This is a genomic window from Stenotrophomonas sp. GZD-301 (assembly GCF_049310345.1).
In the GTDB taxonomy this organism is placed as follows: Bacteria; Pseudomonadota; Gammaproteobacteria; order Xanthomonadales; family Xanthomonadaceae; genus Stenotrophomonas.
Window position 1 is genome coordinate 1 of sequence record NZ_JBMOWY010000069.1, and the last position, 19,662, is coordinate 19,662.

Consider the following 19,662-nt stretch of genomic DNA (forward strand, 5'->3'; position numbering starts at 1 on the left):
GGACCGTTGGTCCGCACGCCGGGTTGCCTGATGTGCCGACCAACGGTCGGCACCTACCGGACATCAATCAGGCAACAGGTGCCGGCATTACCGGGCTTTCAGGGTGGCCAGTGATTCGGCCTGCAGGCGCGCGTAGATGGCGAACTCGTCTTCGACCTTCATGCCCAGTGCCTGCTCGAAGGCGTCCCGGTTGGCGTGGGCGGCGTAGGCGCGCTGTTCTTCGCCGCCGAGGTTGGACTGGAAGATGCCTGCGGCACTGACCGGCAGGAAATCCTCGTAGACGATCGGATCGGCGCTGGCCAGGCCGGCGGCGATCAGTGCCTCGGCCGGAAGATCGCCAACGGCGTCGGGGCTGGCGCGGCCGGCGTCGGTGAGCGCGTACCGGTAATACCCCAGCCCTTCGCGGCGCAGGGTGTCGTGGTCGTCCGGGAACGCGCTGAACGCCGCTGCGAGGCGGGTCGGATAGTCCTGCCCGGTGCTGCCGGCGCCGCCGCTGTCACGCGCCTGGGCCAGCAGCTGGTCGTACAGCGCGCGGCCCTTGGGCGTGAGGGCCAGGCCGCGCTGCTCGATTTCGCCGAAGCGCGCGGTGTGGGTGCCGGCATCGGCACTGTCGCCCGACGGGAAGTGCACCGGCTCCTCCAACGCCTTGAAGCTGGTCTGGCGCAGCAGGATCGGGCAACGCCGCGGCGGCGGGCCTTCGATCACCGCCTTGGCGGCCAGGCCGCGCGCGAGCATGCCTGCCTGGGCGGCGTCGATGTCCAGCGTGCGCGGGGTGAGGTGGTTGATGTGCGGGCCACGGAAGCTGACCACGTCGGCAATCAGCCGATGGGCATCGTGCAGGGCGTGGTAGGTGGCCAGCGATACGGTGGCGTCGCCATGCCAGCGGAAAGTTTCCAGCGCGGCAATGACGAAACGGCGGCTGTCGGCCTGATCCAGGCCACCGTCGCGCTCGGCCTGCGCGATCAGGGCCAGCGCCTCGTCGGTGAAGATGCGGCGGCGTGCCAGGATCTGCGCGGACTGCTCGCGCAGCGCGGCGTCCTCGATCAGCTCCAGCCGCAGCAGCGAGGTGAACACGCGGAACGGGTTGTGCGCGAGCGCTTTGGCGGTGCGCGGGCGGAACGCGGTGGAGTGCACCGGCACGCCGGCCACGGACAGGTCGTAGTAGCCCACCGGGTACATGCCCATCAGCGCGAACAGGCGCCCCAACGTCGCCAGTTCCTCGGCGGTGCCGACGCGGATGGCACCGTGGCGCTCCTGCGCCAGGCGCGCGCGCTCGTCGGTGCGGTCCATCTGCCCGGCCAGCGCCGGATCGGCGGTCAGCACGGCATCGTTGATCTCGGCCACCAGGTCCACCAGCGTGCCGTACAACGGCACTTCGGTGCGGTACATGCTGGACATGGCCTGGGCGAACAGGCTGCGGATATCGTCAGGTGAAACGAAACGGTCGGCGCTCATTACGTACTCGGCAACGGATCACGGGGGGAACAGGCAAGCGCGTATTGTCGCCGAGCGGGCCGGCGGCGGCGATCTGCATAGCAGCACGACGCGACCGGTGCCGCGGGCGGCGGCCGCGTCAGGGCGTGGGGGGCGTGCGTGCGGCGCGCTGGCGCTGGGCGTGGTCGCCGAGCTGGCGCTGCAGGGTGGCATCGAGGGTGACCGGGCGGTCCCAGTGGTCGTGGCTGGCCACGATGGCGTGGCGCAGCGCGCGCCAGTGCAGGTTCTGCGGCGCTACCGGGAGGTCCTGCACCACGTCCTGCCAGTGGCGCGGCTCGCCGTCGGCCGGCACGGCACGGCTCCAGGCCTGCACGCTGTCGCGGCACGAGCGCCCGATGGCATGGGCCCAGAAGCACGCGAAGTAGATGTCGCCGGCCTGCCAGCCGTGGGTATACATCAACGCGGCGATGTAACCGCGCGAGACGCCGGCATAACGCGAGACCTCGTCGAGGAAGCTGTCGGGGTAGCGCTCGGCGTAGTGGTTGATGTCGCGCAGCTGCGCGTCCACCCAGTCATCGCCGGTGGCCACGACATAGGCCGCGGACTTCTCCGGTGTCTGTTGCGCCGGTGCAGCGAAGGGCAGCACCAGCAGCAACAGGGCAAGTAGCGCGCGCAGGGTCATGGGACGATTCTGCCGCAGCGCTGCATGCGTGTCAGGCCTGCGATGCCTTGGCTTCGATGGTGCGCAGCGCCTGCGGCCAGTCGAAGGCGGTGGGGGCATCGACCATGCGCGGTTCGTCGTCCGCCACCCCGTGCTGGGTTTCATGCGCCCAGGTCACGGCGTACGGGGTATGGATGCCCCAGCCGCCCAGGGTGATCACCGGCTCGATATCCGAGCGCAGCGAGTTGCCCACCATGCAGAACCGCGCGATCGGCAGGTCGAACTCTTCGAGCACGCGGGCGTAGGTTTCCGGGTCCTTCTCAGACACGATTTCGATGCGCGGGAACAGATCGCGCAGGTTGGCCAGCTTGATCTTGGCTTCCTGGTGGAACAGGTCGCCCTTGGTGATCAGCACCACGGGGTAGTCGCGGGCAATCTCGGTGACGGACTCGCGCACGCCGTCGATCAGCTCCACCGGGTGGCGCAGGGTGTCATGGCCGATGTCGAGGATCTGCTGCAGGTCACGCGCGCTGATCATCTGCTGGGTGATCTCGATGGCCGCTTCGACCATCGACAGGGTCATGCCCTTGACGCCGTAACCAAACACGCCGAGGTTGCGCTGCTGCACTTCCAGCAGGTGACGCGCGGTCTGGGTGTCGTGCACGTCGATGTAGCGCGACAGGATCTCGAGATAGTCCTGTTCGGCCTTGCGGTAATAGTCCTCGCTCTTCCACAGCGTGTCGTCACCGTCAAAACCGACCAGGCCGATTGCGCCTTGCGGCGTGGGCATGGAAGTCATCATCGGCCAAGGATAGCAACACCGGGCACTGCGCCCAATGACGGAAACAGGCAAAAAGAAGGGCGGCCGAAGCCGCCCTCCCCCCTCACTGCCGTTCACCGGTGTCCAGCGGTGTCGGGCCCTGCCTGTACGGGATCGCGTTACTTGCCCGGCTGTGCGCCGTTGCCGGCGGCCGCGCCCTGCTGGGCGGCGACATAGGCCTTGTATTCATCCGGGCTGAGTTCGCCGTCCTTGTTGGTGTCGGCCTGGTCGAAGACCTGTGCCAGCCCGGCGTTGACCTGGGATTCGGCCTTGCTGATGGTGCCGTTGCCGTCGGTGTCGACGCTGGCCCAGGTCTGGCCGCCGCCACCGTTGGCCTGGGCCGAGGCCTGTGCTGCGGCACCGGACGCTGCATCGGCGGCATCACCGGCCTGCGCTGCCGCCTGCTGCGCCTGCGCCGCCTGGGTCTGGGCCTGCGCGGCGCTCTGCTTGGCCGACTGGGCCATCGCCGGAATGGCCAGCACACTGCCGGCGGCGACGATCAGGGCGATCAGGGGCTTGCGGTTGCGAATAGTCATTGGGGTGGTCTCCTTGGGTGGATGTTGCGCGGCCGTTGTTTCCGCACGGCCTCCACCCTGCCACCCGCTTTGTGAATCGATATTGCGTGCTGATCGGCCCACGCACACCGTCTTAACCACCTGCGCGCAGGCGTCGATTACCGCACTGGTTACGCGCAGGTGAGCGGACAGTAAGACGCGCATTCAACCGGCCGGGATTTAACCGGATACGAACGGAAACTCAGTCGTGGGTGGCGTTTTTTTCGCCTGAGCGCGAACTGAATATCACCCACCCCAGGGCAACACCGCCCAATGCGCCGGCCACTTCGAGCACAACGCGCGAGCCCAGTTCGTTGGGATCGTGGATGCCGGCCAGGAACAACCGCGCATACAGCGGCGACTCCAGCCGCATCATGCCCATGTAGAACAGTTTCCAGGCATCGATGCCGGCCGAGGCGACCACCGCGATCACGCACGACCAGCCGATGGCGTGGCCCATCGACCACTGCGCCCAGCGGCACAGCCGGTGCCACAGGGCGTACACCAGCAGCCCGACCAGCAGCGCGATCAGGCCCGCTTCCAGCGTTCCCAGCAGTCCAAAGTGCAGTGGCAGGTTCATCGCGGTCCGGTCGGCAGGTCAGCGCACAGTGTAGCGGTGCGCCGGCACGCCCCGGCGCGCGGCTCAGCGCACCGGAACGTCGTAGGCGGTGGTGGGGCCAGGCTCGGGCTGCAGGGTGTAGTGCCACCACTCCAGCGGGTAGTTGGCAAAGCCGTGGCGCTGCATGGCGCGCAGCAGCTGCTGCCGGTGGGCGCGCTGCGCGGCGCTGATGTCCGGCGCATCGGTATGGGCGCGGGCGCCGAAGAAGTCGAAGCCGGTGCCCATGTCCAGCGCGGTGCAGGGGCCGGCGCGGCAGTCGAGCAGGGTCAGGTCCACGGTGGCGGCGCGGCTGTGGCCGGAGGTTTCGGCGATGTAGCCATCGAGCAGGTCCGGCTTGTCCACCTGCGGATACTGCAGCGCCTTGCGCGACTGCTCGGCCGGATCATGTGCCCACGCCACGAAGGCCTGCACCGCGCGCACCGGCCGGTAGCAGTCGTAGATGCGCAGGGCGAAGCCGTCACGCCGGAGCTCGGCCTGCACCTTGGCCAGGGCCGCAGCCACCGGTGCGAGCAGGTAGCACTTGGGCGCTTCGTAGCCGGGGACGGGCGCGGCGGTGAAGTTGTCCGGGCCGGCATAGCGGATGTCCAGGTCCAGCCCGGGTATGGCGTGGCCCACATCCACCAGCCCCGCCGCGGCAGCGTCGCGCGCCGGCGAGACGGTCACCGTGGCCGCGCCTGCCGGGCACAGGGGCAGTGCCAGCGCGACGGCCAGCAGGCTACGGGCAATCGCCGATGCGGGTGAAGTGCAGGTCCTGGTAGTCATAGCTGAAGTCGATATCCGGGTCGATCGCGGCAAGGCGAACGCTGGGTGGAGTGCCGTCATCGGGCTGCAGCCAGGCGTCGGTGTCGCGGCCGAGCGTATCCCACTGCACCCACCAGCGGTCGCCCAGCTGCATCACGCGGCCACGCAGCTGGGGGGATTTATCCACCTGCAGACGCAGCCCGTCGCGCCCGGGGCACAGTGACGCCTCGCCCAGCCACGGATCGCGGTAGCGGCCCTGCCAGCGTGCGCTGGCCGTCAGCGGCGCGGGACGGCTGGCACCGGTATCGGGCCGTACCTGGCCGGCGCTCTGGCGTACGGCACGTTCGGCATCGAGCTGCTGCAGATAGCCCGCCACCGTCTCTCCCGCCGCCGGTGCGGTGTAGTGCTTCAACGCGGCCTGCATCAGCGCCGTGCGCGCGTCGTCGGCGTCGCTGTTGATCAGGATCACCACGCCGGCACGACGATCGGGCAGCAGCGCCAGCGAGGAATACATGCCCGACAGCGTGCCGGTATGCGCCACCTTCCACTGCCCGTCCATGTCCGACAGGCGCCAGCCGTAGCCATAGGCGAAGAAGTGCGCGTTATCCCAGCGGCGCTGGCGTTCGCCGAGCGGCATCGGCATGTGCGCGGTCCACACCGCCTGCCGCTGCGCACTGCCCAGCCAGCCAGGCACCAGGGCGGGGTCGAGCAGCACCTGCATCCAGCGGGTCATGTCGCGCAGGCTGCAGCGGATGCCCCCGGCCGCCATCGACGGCAGGTCCGGGCTGGTGTCGCCGTCGGCGCCCGCGACCACCGGCCGGCCGTGTGCCAGCCGATGCGGCTGGGCCACGTTCCCCACCTGCGCCACCGACCACGCGCCCACCTGGCAGCGGTCCATGCCCAGCGGCACGAACACCTCCTCGCGCAACAGCTGGTCGTAGGGCTTGCCACCGGCAGCAGCGGCGACCTCGCCGGCCACCACATACATCAGGTTGTCGTAGGCATAGCCGCTGCGGAAGCTGGTCACCGGTGTGAGATGGGCCAGGCCGGCAATGATGTCCTGGCGGGTGAACCGGTTCGGCTCGGGCCACAGCATCAGGTCGCCCGCGCCAAGCCCCAGCCCGCTGTTGTGGATGAGCAGATCGCGCACCTGCATGTTCCGGGTCACCCACGGATCGTGCATGCGGAACTGCGGGATGTAGCGGATGACCGGATCCTCCCAGCGCAGCCGGCCACGCTCCACCAGCCGCGCCAGCAGCGCGGCGGTCATCGCCTTGCTGTTGGAGGCGATCTTGAACAGGGTGTCCGCATCGACCTGCGTACCGGCGGCGTCGCCGCGCGGTCCTTCGGCACGCTGGTAGACGACCTGGCCCTGATCGACCACGGCCATCGCCATGCCGGCCACGTCCCGCTGGCGGGCCTGGTCGACCATCGGGTCGAACACCGTCGCCGCCGGGCCGGTGCCGGCGGCGGGCGCGGCGCCAGCCACCAGCAGGCCCAACATGGCACACCACCTGCTGCGCATCGCATTCTCCGCGGCGGCCCGCAGGACGGGCCACCCTGGGGGCTCAGTAGTTCCAGGTCACGGTCAACTGCGCATAGCGCGGCGACTGGAATCCGGTGCCGAAACCATACAGCGGATTGGGCGTGCCGATGCTGTCCTGCGGCTCGTAGTCCTGGTCCACCGACACGGTGCGCTGCTGGTTGAGCACGTTGTACACCGCCAGCTTGACGCGCAGATCCAGCGGCACCGGAACCTTGTAGGCCACGCTCAGATCCAGGTCGTAGGTCCACGGGGTGCGGCCATCGCCGCCGCGCGGCGAATGCACGAACACGCGTTCGGACGGCACCGACGCCTGGCAGTTGGCCACGCACACGTAATAACTGTGGAAGTCGGTGTCGTCGAACGGGTTGCCGGCGCCGAAGCGGGTGATCGGGCTGCCCGACTGCACGCCCAGGGTGGCGGCCACGGTCAGGTTCTCCGTCACTGCGTAGCTGCCGCGGAACTTGAACTGATGGCGGCGGTCGTTGGCCAGGTAGCCGTAGCCGCGGTAGTTCACCCACGGGTTGTCGAAGTTCTCGGTGCGCCCCGAATCGGCGAAATCGGTATCGGAGTTGACCGGGCCTTCGGCGTTGCCGCGGCCGTAGGCCAGGGTGTAGGACGCGTTGAAGCCCCACACGCCATCCCACGCGCGGTCGACCTGCAGCTCCAGCGCCTTGTAGTCGCGCTTGGGCTTGACCCACCCACGCTGACCCACATAGTTGCCATCGTCGTCGTACAGCGCCCAGCCTTCGCGCGAGGTGTCGATGTCGATCCATGCATCGTTGCTGCCATCGCAGTCGCTGTCGCCCCACACGGTGTTGGTGCGCCCGGGATTTCCCATGATCCACACGCTGTCCACCGGCCCGCACTGGCCGGTGGCGGTGATGTTCATGTCATCGATGGCGTTGTGCAGGCGGCGGTAGGTGACGCTGGCAGCCACCGACCAGGATTCGCTGAGCATGTGCTGGAAGCCCAGGATCGCCTCGTCCTGGTAGACCGGGTCCATGTCGCGGTTCACTTCGGCGCGCAGGTCCGGCACGCTGCCGTCGCCCTGCGAGTTGTCGACCGGGCCGATCTGGCCGCCCAGGTTGGGTACGTTGTTGGCGGCACCGCTGTAGCCCAGGAACTCGTACCAGGTGCGCTCGTCGAGGAAGCCGCCGGCCTGCTTGATGTTGATGACGTTGGCCACCGGCAGGAAGTAGCGGCCGAGGTTGCCGAACACCTTGGTGGTGCCGTCGCCGCGCACGTCCCAGGAGAAGCCCAGGCGCGGGGCGATCATGTCGTCGATCTTGATGTAGCTGTCGCCGTCGCCGCCCTTGTTGTCGAAACCTTCCATGCGCGCGCCGATGTTGAGCAGGAAGTTCGGCGTGACCTGCCAGTTGTCTTCGATGTAGTAGGCCGAGTTGATGGTCTCGAAGGAACCGGCCACTTCATAGCGGCGGGTACGCACGACCAGGCCGCTGGCCGGCACGACGCCGCCATTGAGCGAGCTGCCGGGGGTGCGGTAGTAGACGTCGTAGCGCAGGCCGCCCGGGCCGGGGTAGGCGCGCTCGTAGTCGGAGGTGTTCTCTTCGCGGTCCAGGCCGAAGCGCAGCAGGTGGTTGCCGATGGACCATTCGAAATCGGCGCGGCCGGCCTTGCGGGTATCCAGTGCCGACTCGAGCTGCGAGCTGCTGGTGCAGCTGCGGTCGCCCTGCAGATCGGTCGGCACGCCCTGGCTGGCGGTGCGGTTGTCAAACACGCGGTTGCAGTTCTCGTCCATCAGACTGCTCTGCGAGCGGTTGCGCTTGTTCTCGCCGTACATCAGCTTCATGGTCAGCGCATCGTTGACCTGCCAGCTGTAGGTGCCCGACCAGTTGGTGCCGCCCACTGTGTTGTAGATCTGGTTGGTGCGGTCGCCCTCGGCCAGGCCGGTGTCGTAGTTGTAGCGGTAGACGTCGGTGACGGTATCGCTCTTGTCGGAGAAGCCGAACAGCGACAGCATCTGGTTGTCGGTGATCTGCCAGTCCAGCTTGCCGCCCCAGAACGGGTCATCGGCGGTGCCGCGATTGAGCACGGTGCCGGCGTCGTTGGTGGAGTTTGGCTTGTAGTCGCGCGCTTCGTACATGCCGAAGAAGAACAGCTTGTCCTGCACCAGCGCACCGGAGGCGAACACGTTCAGCGCACTGCGCGAATAGTCGTCGCGGCTGGCGGTGATGTAGCGGCTGCCGTCGGCGTCGTAGTGGTCGCGCGCCTGCGACTGCCAGGCGCGCGGTTCCAGCACCAGTTCGGCACCGGCCTTGAAGTCGTTGCTGCCCGAGCGGGTCACGGCATTGATCACGCCGCCGGTGCTGCGCCCGAACTCCACCGAGTAGCCGCCGGTCTTGACCTGGAACTCCTGGTAGAACGCGAACGGCACCGAAGAGAACCCAACCCGGTTGTAGAAGTCGGTGACGTTCAGACCGTTGATGTACACGGTGTTCTCGGCCACCGAGGAACCACCGAAGGAGATGCCCTGCCCGCCCAGCGAGCCCTTGCCCTTCACCGCACCGGGCGCCAGCAGCGCCACGGCGGTGATGTCGCGGTCCACCGGCAGGCGCGACAGTTCTTCGCGGGTGATGTTGGTGGCCGATTCGGTGGACTTCACGTCCACCATCGACACCACCTGCGGGGCGCGCACTTCCACCGTGCCCAGCGTGCTGACGCCGCTGACCGGTACGTTGACCGTGGTGGTGTTGCCCAGGCCGACATCCACCTGGCCAACGCGTGTGGCGGCGCCGCCGCCGACCGACACCTCCAGATCATAGGTACCCACCGGCAGCAGCGGGATGCGATAGCCGCCATTGGCATCGGCCTTTACCGAGCGCACGAAGCCGGTGGCCGGATTGCGTACGGTCACCGTGGCGTTGTCCAGCGCCTTCCCGCCATCGGTGACCAGCTTGCCCACCACCGCGCCGTCCTGTGCCAGCGCCATCGGCGCCACGCCGCCCAGGCACGCGCCCAGTGCGACGCACAGCGCCGCCCGCTTCAATCGATTCACCTTCATTGCCTGCTCTCTCCTGCAGATGTTGAATCAGGGATACCGCCGATTACCGCGCGGCCTCCAGCGGCACCACGTGCGACTGGAAGTCGTAGTTCCATTGATCGAAGTACAGGTTGCCGCCGGACCACTCCGCTTCGCCGCGCTGGGAATCCACGGTCTCCGAGCGCACGTGCTGCCTGGCCGGCACCAGCGGTTGGGCGTAGTCGTCGTTGAAGGCGATGCGGTAGGCGTCCAGGCCACCGAGGTAGAAGTCGCGCAGCACCGGCTCGGGGCTGTCCAGGCGCCCGGTGGTCACATCCATCGGCACCCAGCCGTAAGGCGCCAGGTACACCGCGCCCCAGTCATGCAGGTTGTTGTAGCCCACGGCGTCATCGGAATAGACCATGCCCGACTGCCAGCGCGACGGAATGCCGTTGAGGCGCAGCAGGGTCATCAGCAGCAGCGTCTGCTGGCCGCAATCGGCGTGGCCGGCGTGCAGGGCGTAATCGCTGATGTTGGAGATCGTGGAGTACTCGCGCGCGCCGGCCCACGGAATGCGGTCGACCGCGTCGAACAGCCGCTGCACGATGCGGTAGGGATTGGTTTCGGTGCCCACCACGCGCTGCGAGAACGCGCGCAGGGCCGGCGTAAACACCATGTGCGGCGCGCGTTCGGCCAGGTAGGGCTGCAACGCCGGATCGTCCGGCGTGGGCTGCACCTTGGCCGGGTCGATCGGGATATGCCGCGCGTACACGGTGACCGCGTAGCGGATCTCGAAGGCGGTAGGCGTGCCGGCCACGGCGGTGCGCTCCATGTAGGCGGTGCGCTGCAGCGTCGCCTCCGGGGCGATGCGCGCGCCGGCCGGCGTGCTGGCGATCCAGTGGATGTCCTCCTGCTGGCCGGGAATCGCGCGCGGGTACGGAATCCACGCGCGCACGGTCTCGCCGGCGGGAACCGCGTCGGCCTTGACCACCAGCGACTGGGTGACCTCGACCCGGCGCGGCACCAGGCTGGTGGCGCCGCTGGCGCGCGCGGCCGCGACAATCTCATGGTGGTGCGGGCCAAGATGCTCGTAGGGGCCATCGACTGGCTCCGGTACCGACGGTGCGCGGCGGGCGCGCGCCTGCGCACTGACTCTGAACAGGTTGGACGGCGCCCGTTTGAAGTAGCGCCGCTGCCCGTCGATGTCGAGGTGCTCGATCAGCCCGGCCGCGTCCCAGCGCACGAACTCGTCATCGCGCAGGTCCGGAATCTGACGGCGCACCTGCGCTTTGGCCGCATCGGCATCCAAGGTGAAGTCGAGCCGGATGCGCGCCATGCGCTCGCGCTGGAAGGCATAGTCCTCACGCACGGCAGCGCTCAGCGTGGTGTCCTGCAGCGCGGCGGCAATGGCGGCCTCGGCCTCGGCGAATGCGCCACGGTCGATCTGCGCGATCACCTGCGGCAACGGCACGGCTGCCGCCGCCCACAACGGGGGCAGCGCCAGCAGCAGGCAGGCGGCGGTGCGCCAGGCGGCACGGCGGCATGAAGACGGTTTGCGCGAAGCAGGATCCACAGCGACACTTCCCAAGGTGCGGGTGGTAATCGCTGTGTAACACGAGGTGGGAAGTCGGTCAATAATTTATTCTTGCTTTCCATGAAAAAAGGAATAAATATTCCTGACGCTTCCGAGGAGGGTGACCGCTCCATGATCCTGGCTTCCCCCTGCCGCCCTGTGCGGACCCCGTGGCTGGCCCGCGCGCTGCTGCTGGCGCTGTTGGCCGGCGGCACGGCCGGTGCCGCCGATGCGCCGCCGCCTGCCGCCTCGGCCGCCGATGCCCTGGGTGTGATCGGCCTGCGCGAGGCGTACCTGGACCCGGCGTTCTGGGCCGACCGCCTGCCCGATCCGGACCGCGTCATCCTCGACCGCGCCGGCATCGCCGCGCAGAACGCGCGCATGCGCGCCACCGATCCGTCCCTTCACGACCTGCGTGCCCTGCCGGCACAGCTGCCGCGCGCGCGGGTGCTGGCCGACATCCAGGCGTTGTCGCGCTGGCCGACCAAGCCGCTGTACGGCGTGGAGGGGCAGCCCATCGGCGAGGCACAACGCCGCGCCGCACTGGCCAACCTCGGCCTGGAGACGGTGCCGGCCCAGCGCCCCGTGCAGTACGGCCTGGTCACCCATCGCGCCGCGCTGCGTGCCTTCCCGACCGCGTTGCGGGTATTCACCACGCCCGGCGACACCGATATCGACCGCTTCCAGGAGTCGGCCCTGTTCCCGGGCGATGCGGTGGCGGTGCTGCATGAAAGCGCCGACGGGCAGTGGCTGTTCATCACCAGCGAGCGCTACTCGGCCTGGATCGAGCGGCGCTTCGTTGGCATCGGTGATGCCGATACGGTGCTCGGCTACGGCCAGCACGGCCCCTACCGGGTGATTACCGGCGCCACCGCATTCACTGCCTACACGCCCGAAGAGCCGCGCGTCTCGCGCCTGCAGCTGGACATGGGTGTGCGCCTGCCGGTGCTCGCCGACTGGCCGGCCAACACGCCGGTCAACGGCCAGCAGGCGCATGCCGCGCACGTGGTGCAGATGCCGGTGCGCGACTCCGATGGCCGTCTGGCGCTGGTGCCGGCGCTGCTGCCGCGCTCGCAGGACAGCGCGGCCGACTACCTGCCGCTGACGCCGCGCAATCTGCTGCAGCAGGCCTTCAAGTTCCTCGGCGAGCGCTATGGCTGGGGCCACGACTACGACACGCGCGACTGCAGCGGCTTCGTTTCGGAGATCTACCGCAGTGTCGGCGTGCTGGTGCCGCGCAATACCAGCGCGCAGGCAGTCAGCCCGGCGTTGGACCGCATCGCCTTCGACGCGAAGGATGGCAAGGCCCGGCGCGAGGCGGCGGTACAGCAGTTGCAGGTCGGCGACCTGGTCTACATCCCCGGCCACGTCATGGTCACCATCGGCCACCTCGACGGCCGCACCTGGGTGATCCACGACACCGCCGGCGGCAGCTGGTTCGGCACCGACGGTACGCGGGTGCAGGCACATCTCAACGGGGTATCGGTGACACCGCTGGAGCCGATGATGGCCAGCGACACCGTCAGCTACATCGACCGCATCACCAACATCCAGCGCATTCGAGCCAAGACCCCTGAATGAAGATCACCCACATCGAACTCGGCATGCTGCGCGTGCCGCTGAAAACCCCGTTCAAGACCGCGCTGCGCACTGTGGATACCGTGGAAGACGTGGTGGTGCTGGTGCGCACCGACAGTGGCCACACCGGCTACGGTGAGGCGCCGGCCACGGCGGTGATCACCGGCGACACCCACGGCTCGATCGTCGAGGCCATCACCACCTTCATCAAGCCGCGCCTGATCGGCCAGGACGTGGCCAACCTCAACCATCTGTGCGGCCTGATCCAGTCCTCGCTGGAGCGCAACACCAGCGCCAAGGCGGCGGTGGAGATCGCGCTCTACGACCTGTGGGCGCAGCTGCACAACGCCCCGCTGTACCGCATGCTCGGCGGTGGCGATCCGGTGATCACCACCGACATCACCATCAGCGTGGACTACATCGACAAGATGGTGGCAGATTCACTGTCGGCCATCGACCGCGGTTTCGAGTCGCTGAAGATCAAGGTCGGCAAGGACATCGGCCTGGACATCGAGCGGGTCAAGGCGATCCACGCCGCCGTGCAGGGCCGCGCCCTGCTCCGCCTGGACGCCAACCAGGGCTGGACCGCCAAGCAGGCGGTGCATGCGATGCGCACGCTGGAAGAGGCCGGGGTGGTACTTGAGCTGCTGGAACAGCCGGTCAAGGCGGCCGACATCAGCGGGCTGAAGTACGTCACCGACCGCGTCAACACGCCGGTGATGGCCGATGAGAGCGTGTTCAATCCCGGCCAGGTGGTGGACCTGATCCAGCAGCGCGCGGCGGACATCATCAACATCAAGCTGATGAAGACCGGCGGGCTCTCCAACGCGATCCGCATCGCCGACATTGCCGCCATCTACGGCGTGCCGTGCATGATCGGCTGCATGATCGAGTCGAGCATCAGCGTGGCGGCGGCCGTGCACCTGGCGGTGGCCAAGAGCGATGTCATCACCAAGGTGGACCTGGACGGTCCCTCGCTGGGGGCGTTCAACCCGGTCACCGGGGGGGTCAACTTCAACGAATCGGAGATCACCATCAGCGATGCGCCGGGGCTGGGGATCACCGAGGTGCGCGGGCTGGAGATGATCACGCCGCCGCGCTGGTAGGCCGCTGCACGGGCGCTACCGCCGACCGTTGATCCCGCTTACCCTTTCTGCAACCGGACCCACGCTGAGCCCCATGCCGCCCCTGGTGAAAATCCGCTCCGAGCGTGACCACATGTCGGCGATCGAGCGCCGCATCGCCGACTTCATTCTCGACAATGCCCACCTGCTGCGCGACTACTCGTCCCAGCAGCTGGCCAGCGCGCTGGGGATCAGCCAGTCCAGCGTGGTCAAGTTCAGCCAGAAACTGGGCTTCAAGGGCTACCCGGACCTGAAGTACTCCATCGGCGAAGCGGTGGCCCGCGCCGGCCACGATCCCCAGGCGCGCCCGTCGCCGCCGAGTGCCGCCGACGACTACGCCGGCATCGCCGGACGCCTGCGCCTGAGCAGGGCCGCCGCCGAGGAAGAAACCGGCCTGGCCAATCCACAGGCCGATGTCGAAGCCATCGTGCGGCTGCTCGACGGCGCGCCCAAGGTATTCGTGTACGGGTTGGGCGACGACGGCCTGTATGCGCGCGAATTCGCCATGCGGCTGTCGCTGCTGGGCATGCTGACGGTGCACCATGCCGACCCGATCCTGATGATGGCCAACCTGTCGGCGGCGCGGGCCGGCGATGCGATGCTGGTGTTCTCCGAGTTCGGCAAGCTGCCGCAGCTGTTCCAGCTGTCGCGGCAGTTCCAGGACATGGGTGGCAAGGTGGTGTCGATCACCCGCCACAGTGCCAATCCGCTGCGCGCGCATGCCGACCAGTCGCTGGTGGTCTGCGCGCACGACCCTGCGCCGCATGTGGCGCAGCTGCTGTACCGTGCTTCGCTGCAGTCCCTGCTCGACTTCGTCTTCGTGCTGTTGTGCCACGCCAACCCCGACCGCCACCGCCAGCTCGGGGTGAACCTGGAACGGATCGAACACCTGATCGACACCTGATCGACCGCTGGTCTACCGGAGTCCACGATGCTGCCGCTGCTGCGTACCGCCCTCGCCGTTACCGCTCTCGCTGCCGCGCTGCCGGCCGGCGCACTCACCCCGTTGCCGCCGCTGTCACGCAGCCAACAGGCCATCGTGGTGGTCACCGACAGCTGGGATGCCACCGAGGGCCGGCTGCAGGCCTATGAGCGTCAAAGCGACAGCGGTCCTTGGCGCAGGCACGGCCCGGCCTTCACCGTGGCCGTCGGTCGGAACGGCAGTGCCTGGGGCGTGGGCCGTGCGTCGCTGCACAACCAGGGGCCGCAGAAGAAGGAAGGCGACGGGCGCAGCCCCGCCGGCATCTTCGAGATCGGCCCGGCGTTCGGTTATGCGCCCAAGATCGCCAGTGCGATGCCGTACCAGCCGATGACGGCCAGCCACTACTGCATGGATGTGCCCACCTCCCCCGACTACAACCGCATCGTCGATGCCAGGGACGTCGGTGCCGCCGCGGTGAAAGGGTCCACCGAACCGATGCGGCTGGACCTGCACAACAAGGGCGATGTGCGCTATCGCGAGGGCTTCGTGATCGAGCACAACAGCAGCCGCAGGCCGGGCAAGGGCAGTTGCATCTTCGCCCACCTCTGGCGCACGCCGGGCGAGGCCACGGCCGGCTGTACGGCGATGGAGCCACGCCACATGAAGGCCCTGCTGGCCTGGCTGAAGCCGGATACGCGCGCGGCATTCGTCCTGCTGCCGAAGACCGAATACGACAACCTGCAGGGGCCGTGGCAGTTGCCCGCCCTGACCGGAGCAATGCGTTGAGCGCCCCGGCCGAACCGCAGCTGGAACGCGCGGTCAGCCGCTGGCAGATCGTCGGGCTGTCGATCAACGATGTGATCGGCAGCGGCATCTACCTGCTGCCGGCGGCCACGGTGGCGCTGCTTGGGCCGTTCAGCCTGTGGGGCGTGGTGGCTGCGGGCATCGTGGTGGCGCTGCTGGTGCTGTGCTACGCGCAGGCGGCCAGCTACTTTGATGAGCCCGGTGGCAGCTACCTGTATGCGCGCGAGGCATTCGGGCGCTTTGCCGGGTTCGAGATCGGCTGGATGATCTGGCTGACCCGGATCAGCTCGGCGGCCGCATTGAGCAATGCGCTCGCCGATGCGGTGGCGCGCTTCTGGCCGTGGGCCGGGCATGACATCGGCCGCATCGCGATCATCGTGGTGTCGCTGGGCTTTCTGACCGCAGTGAACGTGGCCGGCGTGCGGTCGGCCGCACGCACCGGGGTGATCCTGGTGATCGGCAAGCTGCTGCCGCTGCTGCTGTTCGTGGCGATCGGCGCGTTCTACGTGGACATGGACCTGGCCTTCTCCGGCGTCCGGCCGGACCCGCACGACCTGCAACGGATGGGCGAGGCGGCGCTGTTGCTGCTGTACGCCTACGCCGGCTTCGAGAACATCCCTGCCGCTGCAGGCGAGTACAAGAACCCGCGCCGCGACATTCCCTTCGCACTGATCACCATGATCGTCAGCGTCACCATCATCTATGGCGCGGTACAGCTGGTGGCGCAGGGCACGCTGGCCAACCTGTCCACCTCGCCGACGCCGCTGGCCGATGCCGCCTCCCGTTTCGGCGGTGAAGCGCTGGCGCTGATCCTGACGGTGGGCGCCACCATCTCCATCCTGGGCACCAACAGCAACACCATGATGATGGGCCCGCGGTTCCTGTTCGCACTGGCACGCGACGGCTACGGGCCGAAGGTGCTGGCCAACGTGCATCCGCGCTTCCGCACGCCGGCCGCGGCGATCGTCACCCAGGGCGTGATCGCGCTGGCGCTGGCGCTGTCCGGCTCGTTCGTGCAGCTGGCGCTGCTGTCGATGACCACGCGTCTGTTCGCCTACATCGGTACGGCTGCGGCGGTACTGGTACTGGCACGGCGTTTCGCCGACCGCCCCGGTGCGCTGAAACTGCCGGGCGGCCCGCTGATTCCGGTGCTGGCACTGGTGCTGTGCCTGGCGTTGTTCGTCAGTGCGAGCTGGCAGAACATCGCGGCGGCGCTGGTGGCCTTCGCGGTCGGCGCGGTGATCTACAGACTGCCGCGCAAGGCGACGTGACGGCGCGTTGACACGCACGAAGGCGGGGTGAGGTGCCGCGCGGCGTTTGATGCGGCATTCACTCCGCTGGCCCATGACGTTAACCGCTGCTTCGCTACGGTGATGCCTCACCCCACCGGAGCCAACAGATGAGCCCTGACTACCAGATTCCCGGCCGGGTGCCGGAAGACGGCGTGCCGCGCCAGGCCGTGTCGGACTACTGGCGCGAGCGTTTCTCCGCCGAGCCCTACTACGACCAGAGCCAGTTCTTCGACGACTACGAACCGGCCTACCAGCTGGGCCACTACTCGCGCGCCGACGACATCATCCGCGCGTATGAAGAAGTGGAAGCCGAACTGGAAACGCGCTGGGCGCAGGAACGCGGCAAGAGCAAGCTGACCTGGGCACAGGCGCGCAACGCCGTGCGCCGTGGCTGGGACGAATCCACCGCCCTGCGCCAGTCGCACCTGGACAAGGGCGTGCCGCGCGGTACCTGACCGGCCCGCGCAGCCCACCCCATGCCGCCCTCAGTCCAGCGTGGGCGGCGTGACCGGCCTGGCCGGCAGCGGCGGCAGCGTTGCGCCGTTGGCGGCCATCAGGTCGCGGGTGTTCTTCTGCACCGCCACAGCGCCGAACAGCGCCAGCGCGAAGGCCATGCCGTAGAAGCCCTTTTCGCTCAGCAGCAGGGTGGCGTTCCACAGGCCCACCAGCAGCAGCAGCAGCGAGGCCAGCAGGGCGAACCAGCACAGCGCGTAGTACAGGCCGCTGACGGGAATGCCCTCGGCCTTGTCGCGCACGCTCTTCTGCAGCGACACCGCCGCAAACAGGCCGAACAGCAGCAGGGTGAGGTAGTAGCCCTTCTCGTTGAGCGCCATCTCGGCGTTGAACAGGCCGACCAGATAGGCCGCAGCGCCCAGCAGCAGCGCACTCCACGAAGCGGCGATGAATGCAGCGGACGGCTTGTGTACCTGTGGCTTCATGAGTCCAACTCCCTTGGAAGACAATGATGCAGGGCCGTCCCACGGACGGCTGGCGCCAACGGTAGCCGATCCGCGCACTGGCGCATACGGGGAGTGACGTATGGTGCACGCGGCGCGGACAGGCATGGTGTACAACCCTTATCTGGCCATTGCATCCCCTCCGGAGATACTCCATGACCCGCAAGCTGCTGCTCTCGCTCGCCATCAGCCTTACCCCCGCCCTGTTCACCACCGCCTGTGTGGCCGCCGACACGGCCACCGCGCCCGCCGTCGAAAAGGCGAACTGGCCGTTCACCGCTACCGCCGTCGGCACCTTCAACGAGCCGTGGGCGATGAGCTTCCTGCCCGACGGCAGCCTGCTGGTCAGCGAAAAGCGCGGCACGCTCAAGCACGTCAATCCCACCACCGGCACCAGCGCCACCATCAGCGGCGTACCCGAGGTGGCCTACGGTGGCCAGGGCGGCTTCGGCGATGTCCTGCCGCATCCGGATTTCGCCCGCAACCAGCTGCTCTATGTCAGCTACGCCGAGGCCGGTGAAGGCGACACCCGCGGCGCGGCCGTGGCGCGTGCGCGACTGGTGCTGCAGCCCGACGGCAGCGGCGCGCTGCAGGATCTGAAGGTGATCTGGCGGCAGACCCCCAAGGTCGAGGGCAAGGGCCACTACGGCCACCGCCTGGCCTTCGGGCCGGACGGCAAGCTGTGGATCACCTCCAGCGAGCGCCAGAAGTTCGACCCGGCGCAGGACATGGGCGGCAACCTCGGCAAGATCGTGCGGCTGAACGACGACGGCAGCGTGCCGGCCGACAATCCGTTCGCCTCGCAGGGCGGCGTGGCCGCGCAGGTGTGGTCGCTGGGCCATCGCAACGCGCTGGGCATCGCCTTCGACGCGCGCGGCAAACTCTGGGTCCACGAGATGGGCCCGGCCGGCGGCGACGAGCTGAACCTGATCGAGCGCGGCGCGAACTACGGCTACCCGGTGGTCTCCAACGGCAACCACTACGACGGCCGCGAGATTCCCGATCACAACACCCGGCCCGAGTTCGCCGCGCCCAAGGTGACCTGGACGCCGGTGATTTCGCCGGCCGGTTTCATCATCTACTCGGGCACGCTGTTCCCGCAGTGGAAGGGCAGCGGCTTCATCGGCGGGCTGTCGTCCACCTCGCTGGTGCGGGTGGCCTTCGACGGTGACAACGCGCGCGAAGCCGAGCGCTTCCTCATGGGCGAGCGCATCCGCGAAGTGGAACAAGGGCCCGATGGCGCGATCTGGCTGCTGGAAGACGGCAGCAACGGCAAGCTGCTCAAGCTGACGCCGAAGGCCTGACAGCGCAGTGGCGCCCTCGCCATCCGGCGGGGGCGCTGCAGCACCATCGCTTACTGGATGGTGACGACCTTGACCTCGGTGCGCGTGCAGGCCTTGTCCAGGCAGGCACCGTTGAGCCAGACCTGGCCGTCGCCGATCATCACCCCCTGCTGGTTGACCATGACCGTGTCGAAGGTCTGCGCGGCAATGGCCTTGCGCACGGCGGGTGTCAGGATGCGCTCGTAGTTGCGCTGGAACTCGCCGGGCCCGGCAATTTTGGCGCCGTTGGCGATGTTCAGCGGGAAGCGGATTTCCTCGACCACGGCGGCACGGTCGCCGCCATTGACCGCGGTCTGGAAGGCGATGAAGACCGCTTCATACTGCGCCGCGTCGCCAAGAACGCTGTCGATGCGCTGGCGCACGTCGCCATCGGCGGCAGGTTTGGCAGGCTTTGCGGCATCGGCCGCCGGTTCCACCGCATCCGGCGACAGGCCAGCCGCAGGTGCCTCATCGGGCGGTGCGGTGGTGGCCGCCGGTGGCGAGGTGGGCGCCGTCTCCGCCGATGGCGGGGCTGGCTGCGAACAGGCAGCCAGCAACAGCGTGGGGACCAGGATTCGAATCAGGCGCATCGGACGCTCCGTCGGTTCAGCCGGGACGACAGCCTAGCGTTGGCGCCGTCAGCCGAGGATGACGAGCAGTGGGGGGGGGGGGGGGGGGGGGGGAAAGAGACACAGCAAAAAACAAGACGCAAGGATATGCACCTACCATGACATAA

At 68.2% G+C, this 19,662-nt stretch carries 18 protein-coding genes; 7 read left to right on the top strand and 11 right to left on the bottom strand.

Annotated elements, in window-relative coordinates:
• Positions 1-87: 87 nt before the first annotated feature.
• From hglS to ACO6VK_RS17665, 9 genes are all read right to left on the bottom strand, one after another.
• The gene (gene hglS, locus ACO6VK_RS17625; protein WP_422509388.1) at positions 88-1,455 is read right to left on the bottom strand and encodes a 2-oxoadipate dioxygenase/decarboxylase HglS; all 1,368 of its coding nucleotides are present in this window, start codon (positions 1,453-1,455) and stop codon (positions 88-90) included.
• 118 nt (positions 1,456-1,573) lie between these two features.
• Entirely contained in the window at positions 1,574-2,116 is a 543-nt protein-coding gene (locus ACO6VK_RS17630; RefSeq protein WP_422509390.1) for a hypothetical protein, read from the bottom strand.
• A gap of 31 nt (positions 2,117-2,147) precedes the next feature.
• Positions 2,148-2,897, bottom strand: a complete 750-nt coding sequence (locus ACO6VK_RS17635) for an HAD family hydrolase (protein ID WP_422509392.1) — start codon at positions 2,895-2,897, stop codon at positions 2,148-2,150.
• Positions 2,898-3,034: 137 nt separating this feature from the next.
• Entirely contained in the window at positions 3,035-3,451 is a 417-nt protein-coding gene (locus ACO6VK_RS17640) for an EF-hand domain-containing protein (protein ID WP_422509394.1), read from the bottom strand.
• A 220-nt stretch (positions 3,452-3,671) separates the two neighbouring features.
• The gene (locus ACO6VK_RS17645; protein WP_422509396.1) at positions 3,672-4,049 is read right to left on the bottom strand and encodes a hypothetical protein; all 378 of its coding nucleotides are present in this window, start codon (positions 4,047-4,049) and stop codon (positions 3,672-3,674) included.
• A 63-nt stretch (positions 4,050-4,112) separates the two neighbouring features.
• Positions 4,113-4,850: a M15 family metallopeptidase gene (locus tag ACO6VK_RS17650; RefSeq protein WP_422509398.1), complete on the bottom strand. Its 738-nt coding sequence runs from the start codon at positions 4,848-4,850 to the stop codon at positions 4,113-4,115.
• Positions 4,804-6,333, bottom strand: a complete 1,530-nt coding sequence (locus ACO6VK_RS17655; RefSeq protein WP_422509400.1) for a serine hydrolase — start codon at positions 6,331-6,333, stop codon at positions 4,804-4,806. The genes ACO6VK_RS17650 and ACO6VK_RS17655 overlap by 47 nt, the downstream gene beginning before the upstream one ends.
• A gap of 64 nt (positions 6,334-6,397) precedes the next feature.
• A complete protein-coding gene (locus ACO6VK_RS17660; protein ID WP_422509402.1) occupies positions 6,398-9,397 on the bottom strand; it encodes a TonB-dependent receptor in 3,000 nt (999 codons plus the stop codon).
• 43 nt (positions 9,398-9,440) lie between these two features.
• Positions 9,441-10,928, bottom strand: coding sequence for a transglutaminase-like domain-containing protein (locus ACO6VK_RS17665; RefSeq protein ID WP_422509404.1), 1,488 nt, complete (start codon positions 10,926-10,928; stop codon positions 9,441-9,443).
• Between the two features lie 132 nt (positions 10,929-11,060).
• Between ACO6VK_RS17665 and ACO6VK_RS17670 the strand changes: the two genes are divergently transcribed.
• The 6 genes from ACO6VK_RS17670 (at position 11,061) to ACO6VK_RS17695 (ending at position 17,103) form a co-directional block, all read left to right on the top strand.
• Positions 11,061-12,509, top strand: coding sequence for an SH3 domain-containing protein (locus ACO6VK_RS17670; RefSeq protein ID WP_422509406.1), 1,449 nt, complete (start codon positions 11,061-11,063; stop codon positions 12,507-12,509).
• The gene (locus tag ACO6VK_RS17675) at positions 12,506-13,612 is read left to right on the top strand and encodes a dipeptide epimerase (RefSeq protein WP_422509408.1); all 1,107 of its coding nucleotides are present in this window, start codon (positions 12,506-12,508) and stop codon (positions 13,610-13,612) included. Before ACO6VK_RS17670 ends, ACO6VK_RS17675 begins: the two co-directional genes overlap by 4 nt.
• A 73-nt stretch (positions 13,613-13,685) precedes the next feature.
• Positions 13,686-14,534, top strand: coding sequence for a MurR/RpiR family transcriptional regulator (locus ACO6VK_RS17680; protein WP_422509410.1), 849 nt, complete (start codon positions 13,686-13,688; stop codon positions 14,532-14,534).
• A gap of 27 nt (positions 14,535-14,561) precedes the next feature.
• Positions 14,562-15,338 carry a L,D-transpeptidase family protein gene (locus tag ACO6VK_RS17685; RefSeq protein ID WP_422509412.1) on the top strand — a complete coding sequence of 259 codons (777 nt, stop codon included), beginning with the start codon at positions 14,562-14,564 and terminating at the stop codon, positions 15,336-15,338.
• Entirely contained in the window at positions 15,335-16,627 is a 1,293-nt protein-coding gene (locus ACO6VK_RS17690) for an APC family permease (RefSeq protein ID WP_422509414.1), read from the top strand. The genes ACO6VK_RS17685 and ACO6VK_RS17690 overlap by 4 nt, the downstream gene beginning before the upstream one ends.
• 128 nt (positions 16,628-16,755) lie before the next feature.
• Entirely contained in the window at positions 16,756-17,103 is a 348-nt protein-coding gene (locus tag ACO6VK_RS17695; RefSeq protein WP_411849661.1) for a hypothetical protein, read from the top strand.
• Positions 17,104-17,133: 30 nt separating this feature from the next.
• On the opposite strand, the gene yiaA is transcribed toward ACO6VK_RS17695, so the two are convergent.
• Positions 17,134-17,586, bottom strand: a complete 453-nt coding sequence (gene yiaA / locus ACO6VK_RS17700; protein ID WP_422509416.1) for an inner membrane protein YiaA — start codon at positions 17,584-17,586, stop codon at positions 17,134-17,136.
• Positions 17,587-17,759: 173 nt separating this feature from the next.
• Between yiaA and ACO6VK_RS17705 the strand changes: the two genes are divergently transcribed.
• Positions 17,760-18,908 (top strand): PQQ-dependent sugar dehydrogenase, encoded by a 1,149-nt coding sequence (locus ACO6VK_RS17705; protein ID WP_422509418.1) that lies wholly within the window; start codon positions 17,760-17,762, stop codon positions 18,906-18,908.
• Between the two features lie 50 nt (positions 18,909-18,958).
• Here ACO6VK_RS17705 and ACO6VK_RS17710 read toward each other — a convergent pair whose 3' ends face one another.
• Positions 18,959-19,516, bottom strand: coding sequence for a hypothetical protein (locus ACO6VK_RS17710; RefSeq protein ID WP_422509420.1), 558 nt, complete (start codon positions 19,514-19,516; stop codon positions 18,959-18,961).
• Between the last annotated feature and the right edge of the window lie 146 nt (positions 19,517-19,662).